We start from the raw sequence: 6,180 nt of genomic DNA, 5'->3' as shown, positions 1-6,180 counted from the left end.
GTCGGGCCAGTTCGCTCAGGGAGGTCTGGGCGAACAGGGTGCGCAGGTCGATCTCGGCGCCGAGGTCCTGGTGCAGGCGGGCTTGCAGTTGCACGGTCAGCAGGGAATGGCCACCGAGTTCGAGGAAGCCGTCGTGACGGCCAACCTGATCCAGGTGCAGCAGGTTTTTCCAGATCTCGGCAATGGCGACTTCGGTGTCACCTTGCGGCGCTTCGTAGGCCTTGCTGGCGAGGGCTTCCAGGCCGGGTTCGGGCAGGGCGCGGCGGTCGAGCTTGCCGTTGGCGGTGAGGGGCAGGGCGTCCAGGTGCACGAAGGCGCTGGGCACCATGTACTCGGGCAAGTGCTTGAGCAAGGCACTGCGCAGTTGCTCGGCACTGGTCGGTTCGCCACACAGGTAAGCCACCAGGCGATTGTCGTCCCGGGCAATGACCACGGCTTCGGTGACCCCGGCACAGCCGAGCAGCACGTTCTCGATTTCACCCAACTCGATGCGGAAACCGCGGATCTTCACCTGGAAGTCATTGCGGCCCAGGTATTCGAGCGTGCCATCGGCCAACCAACGACCAAGGTCGCCGGTCTTGTACAGGCGAGCATTCGACGCAGCGCTGAACGGGTCGGCGATGAAGCGCTCGGCACTCAGCTCCGGCCGGTTCAGGTAACCCCGGGCCACACCGACACCGCCGATATGGATTTCCCCGGCCACCCCCAGCGGTGCCGGTTCGCCTCGCGCATCCAGCACGTGGACCTGGACGTTGGCGAACGGTCGACCGATGCTCGGCCGTTCGCCCAAGTCGCGGATCAGGTCGATGGTGGCGTCCACCGTGCACTCGGTGGGGCCGTACATGTTGTAGAAACGGATGCTCTGGCAGTTGCGCAATTTCTCCCAGGTGGCGGCGTTGATCGCCTCGCCACCGAGCAGCACGCTCACCGGCTGGTAGCTCTGACGTTCCAGCAGGCCGGCGGCGAGCAGGGTGTCGAGCTGCGACGGCGTGGAGTCGAAGGCATGCACTTGGTGCTGTTCGAGGAAGTCCAGCAACTCGCTGCCGCTGGCGCGGATCAGTTGCGGGATGATCACCAGGCGATGACCGGAGAACAGCTGGGCAATGCCCTTGATCGACATGTCGAAGAAGAACCCGGCGTTCAGGGCCACGGTGGCCGGGGTCGGGCAGTGCTGGTGGGTGGTGCGGGTCAATACGTGCCAGAAGTTGAACACCGAACGGTGCTCGACCATCACGCCCTTGGACTGGCCGGTGGAACCGGAGGTGTAGATCACATAGGCCAGATGGTCCGCGCTCAGGCCCGGCACCTGTGGGTTGCTGTCAAAAGCCGCATCGTCTGCCGCTTGCAACGATTCCACGATGTCCAGCAGCACCACCGGCAGTTCCCCGGACGGCAGGGACAGCGCCGATTGGGTCAACAGTGCCTGGGGTTGGCTGTCCTGCAGCATGAAGGCTATGCGCTCGGCCGGGTGGGCCGGGTCGATGGGCACATAGGCCGCACCGGCCTTGAGCACGCCCAGCAGGCCAACGATCATCTCCAGGCTGCGCTCGGCGCAGATGGCCACGCGCTGATCGGGTTGCACGCCCAGGGCGAGCAGTTGCCGGGCCAGGTGGTTGGCGCGACGATTGAGCTGGCGATAGCTCAGCTGGCGCTCTTCGCAGACCAGGGCCACGGCGTCGGGGTTGGCGTGCACCTGGGCTTCGAAGAGCTGGTGGATCGGTTGCGCCGGGCCGAAGTCGCTGGCGGTGTGGTTGAAGTCTTCGAGCAGCAACTGACGTTCGCGGGCGGGCACCACGTCGAGGCTGCTGGCGAGGCTGTCAGGGGAATGCTCCAGAGCGTCCACCAGGGCGGCCACGGCCTGGCCCAAGTAGGCGGCGATGCGTTGCGGATCGATGCCGTCGATAGCCTGGGCGGTCACGGAGAAATCATCGCCTTCATCCGCCACGGCCACTTCGATCGGATAGTTGGTGCGGGCTTCGTTGCTGAGGAATCGCACACCGTCCCAGGCCAGGACCTGATCGATATTGGCCAGCGAACCGCCGTCGGTTTGATGGCGGTAGTTGAGCAGTGTGGTGAACAGCGGCAGGCCGGCGCCGACGCCACTGCAACGCTGGGCCAAGGCCAGGGAGGCCTGCTCGTGGTTCAGCAGTTCGCTGAGGTCGCGGTAGGTTTCGTCCACCAGCGCGGCCACCCCGAACCCGGCCAATCGGACCCGCACCGGCAGGGTATTGATGAACACCCCCAGCGCCCGGTCGGCGCCCACCGAGCCTTGCAGGCGACCGGCGACCACGGTGCCGAACACCACGTCGTCGCGGTCGGTGCAGCGGCCGAGTACCTGGGCCCAGGCGATGTGGAACAGCACGGCTGGCGTGACGCCGGCCGCGCGCGATTGGGCGCGGATCCGCTGGCTCAGGGCCGAATCGAGGCGCACGCTGGTTTCGGCGACCTGGCTGCCGTCACCCTGGACATCCAGCACACCAAACGGCGCGGTGGGTTCGTCGACAGTGCCCAGGCGTTGGCTGAAATAGCTTTCGTGAGCTTGCGGCGGCGTCGCGAGGACCTGGGCGACGAATTCCCGATAAGGCATCGGCGGCGGCAGGCTGTCGCCCTGGCCTTGCAACAGGGCCTGGACTTCTTCGAGGACGATGCCCAGGGACACATGGTCGCTGATCATGTGGTGGTCGAGCAGGGCCAGCAAGCAACGTTCGGAGTGCGGAACCCGGGCGATGCAGGCGCGCATCAGCGGCGCCTGCTGCAAGTCCAGGCGCAGGTGCCGGGGATCGCTCAAGCGTTCCAGTTGAACACGCGGGTCTTCGTCGGCGGCCAGGGCAATGTGCTGCAGCGGCAGCGTGGCCTGGCGTTGCACCACCTGCACCGGCTGCGGCTGGCCGACCCAATGTACGGCGCTGCGCAGGATGTCGTGGCGGTCGATCACCTGCTGCAAGGCACCGACAAAGGCCTCGAGACGTGCGTGGTTGTCGAATTCGATCAGCGAGCGGACCAGGTACGCATCGCCTTCGTGTCCCAGCAGATGATGGAACAGAATCCCTTGCTGCAACGGGGCCAGCGGGTAGATGTCCTGGACATTGGCGGCCCCGCCCGGTACGGCGGCGACGATGCGTTCGAGCTGGGCCTCGGTCAGTTCCACCAGGGGCAGCATGTCGGGTGTCAGCTCGGTGCAGCCGTCTGGAATCCGGTTGGCCGGGGCGAGGAATGGCGTTTCGTTGCTGCGGCTCAGGGCCTGGGCCATTTCCCGCACGCTGGGGGCGGTGAACACCGTGCGCACGCTGGCGCTCAGACCATGCTGGCGCAAGCGGTCGATCAGGCTCACGGCCAGCAGCGAATGCCCGCCGAGTTCGAAGAAGCGGTCGTGACGGCCTACTTTCTCGATGCCCAACAGGTCTTGCCAGACGTTTGCAACGATCTGTTCGATCTCGCCTCGCGGTGCCTCGTAGGCGCGGCTGGCGAACGCTTCCTGACCCGGCGCGGGCAGGGCGCGGCGGTCGAGTTTGCCGTTGGGGGTCAGTGGCAACGCTTCAAGCTGGACGAAGGCGCTCGGCACCATGTACTCGGGCAGCGCCGCCAGCAGTGCGGCACGCAGTTGCTCCACCGGGACCGACTCACCGCACAGGTAGGCGACCAGGCGCTTGCTGTCGGATTGACCCGGTTTGCTTTCCTGGGCAACCACCACCGCTTCGCGGACACCGGGGCATCCGGCGAGGACGGCTTCGATCTCTCCCAGCTCCACGCGGAAACCGCGGACCTTCACCTGATCGTCGTTGCGTCCCAGGTACTGCAGGGTGCCGTCGGCGCACCAGCGGCCAAGGTCGCCGGTCTTGTACAGGCGTGCGTCCGGATCGGTGCTGAACGGGTCGGCGATAAAACGCTCGGCTGTCAGCTCGTGGCGATTGAGGTAGCCGCGAGCGACACCGACGCCGCCGATATGAATTTCCCCGGCGACGCCCAGGGGGACCAGGTTGCCGAGCGCATCGAGCACGTGCAGTTGGGTGCTGCGCAGCGGTTTGCCGATGGAACGGAAATCGTCGTGCTCGCTTTCCATGCGGCGGATCGAGGCGTTGACCGTGGCTTCGGTCGGGCCGTAGGCGTTGAACAGCGCCGGGCGATGGCCGGCGCGGGCGAACCACTGGCTCACGGCCTGCTTGCCCACCGCTTCGCCACCGATCATGAACTGACGCAGGCAAACGGGCAGGGCGACATGGGCGTCTCGGGCGACCTGTTGCCAGAATACGGTCGGCAGATTGGCGACGCTGATTGCATGTTGTTCGCAGAGCGCGGCGAAGGCGGCGGTGCCGGCGATCCAGGCATCGCTGCGCAGCACCAGGGTGGCGCCGGACAGCAAGGCGCCAAAGATCTCTTCCACCGACATGTCGAAGGTCATGGTGGCGAATTGCAGAATGCGATCCTGGGGGTTGAGGCCATAGCGTTCCTGCAAGGCGCCGATCTGGTTGCACACCGAGCGGTGTTCGAGCATCACGCCTTTCGGCTTGCCGGTGGAGCCGGAGGTGTACATGACGTAGGCCAGGTGCCGGGAGGTCAGGCCCTCGACCCTTGGATTGCGATCATCGCCATCAGTCGAGTCGTCGAGCAACAGCTGCGGCATGTGCAGCGCCGGCAGTTGTTCGGCCATGGTTTCGATCAGGTAGCTCTGGGTGAGCAGGACCCGCGGCGTGCTGTCGTCGAGCATGTGCTGCAAGCGGTCCTGCGGGTAGTTCGGGTCCAGCGGCACGTAGGCGCCGCCGGCCTTGAGAATGGCCAGGATGCCGATGATCATTTCCGGGCTGCGTTCCACCAACAGGGCGACTCGTTCATCCGGACGCAGGCCCGCGGCGATCAGGCGATGGGCAATGCGATTGGCCCGGGTGTTGAGTTCGGCATAGCTGAGGTTGACCCCTTCGGCCTGGACGGCGATGGCTTGGGGACGCTTCTGTACGTGCTGTTCGAACCATTCCTGCAGCAGCATGCCTTCGGGGAACGCCGCGTGGGTCTGGTTGAAGCCGCCGAGCAGTTGCCGGCGTTGCTGGTTATCCAGCAACGGCAGAGTCGCCACCGGCTGCGTGGCGTCGTCGAGCATCCCGTCGAGCAGGTGCAGCAGGTGCCGGCCCCAACGGGCGATGGTGCTTTCGTCGAACAGATCGGTGGCGTACTCGAACTGGCCGCTGATGGTCTCGCCGTCATCGTTGAGGGACAGGCTCACGTCGAACTGGGTGGTGCCGGTGGGCTGGGCCAGTGGGCTCAGGCTCAAGCCTGGCAATTCCAAAGCCTGGTCTTGTGGCGTGTTGCCGAGCACCAGCATGGCCTGGAACAGCGGACTATGGCCGAGGCTGCGCTCCGGTTGCAGGGCTTCGACCACTTGTTCGAACGGCAGGTCCTGATGGCCGTAGGCGTCAAGGGTGGTGGCCTTGATGCGTTCGAGCAACTGCTCGACCGGGCTGTCGGCCTGCACGTCGATGTGCAGGGCCAGGGTGTTGACGAAGAAGCCGATCAGCGCTTCGGTTTCACGCCGTGGGCGGTTGGCGACGGGCGTGCCGACCACGACTTCCGATTGATTGCTCAGGCGCGACAGCAGGATCGACCAGGCCCCCAGCAGGGTCATGAACGGGGTCAGGCCGCGCTGTTGGCTGAAGCGCCGTAGGCGGGCGCTCAACGGGGCGGGCAGTTGCAGCGCCAGTGCGGCGCCCTGGTAGCTCTGCACCTGGGGCCGTGGGTGGTCGGCCGGCAGTTCCAGCAGGGCCGGGGCGCCTTCCAGGTGTTCCTTCCAGAATTGCGTCTGGGCTTGCAGGCGTTCGCCTTGCAGGTGCTGTTGTTGCCAGGCGGCGTAGTCGGCGTATTGCAGGGCCAGGGGCGGCAACGGATCTTCGCGATCCTGGCTGAACGCGGCGTACAGCGCGTTGAACTCACCGATCAACACCGCCACCGACCAGCCGTCGGAGACGATGTGGTGCTGGGTCACCAGCAGGATGTGCTCGTCCTCGGCCAGGCGCAGCAGGCGTCCGCGAATCAGCGGGCCGCTGCTCAGGTCGAATGCGGCGTGGGCTTCTTCCTGGGACAGCTGTTCGACGGCCTGTTGCCGGGCCTCGACGTCTAGGGTTTGCAGGTCATGCTCAACCAAGGTGAAACCGAGGTCGGCCGGAGCGAAACGTTGGCGTACTTCGCCGTCCT

General features: G+C 65.9%; 1 protein-coding gene. It reads right to left on the bottom strand.

Features of this window, described 5'->3' with window-relative positions; translation table 11 throughout:
• A partial coding sequence (locus CGA22_RS26935; RefSeq protein WP_188258760.1) for a non-ribosomal peptide synthetase occupies positions 1–6,180 on the bottom strand: 6,180 nt, incomplete at both ends.

The sequence above is a fragment of the Pseudomonas sp. PSB18 genome (genome assembly GCF_014596565.1).
Classification (GTDB): Bacteria; Pseudomonadota; Gammaproteobacteria; order Pseudomonadales; family Pseudomonadaceae; genus Aquipseudomonas.
The sequence above is the reverse complement of the archived record's forward strand: the minus strand, read 5'-3'. Positions and strand labels throughout refer to the sequence as shown.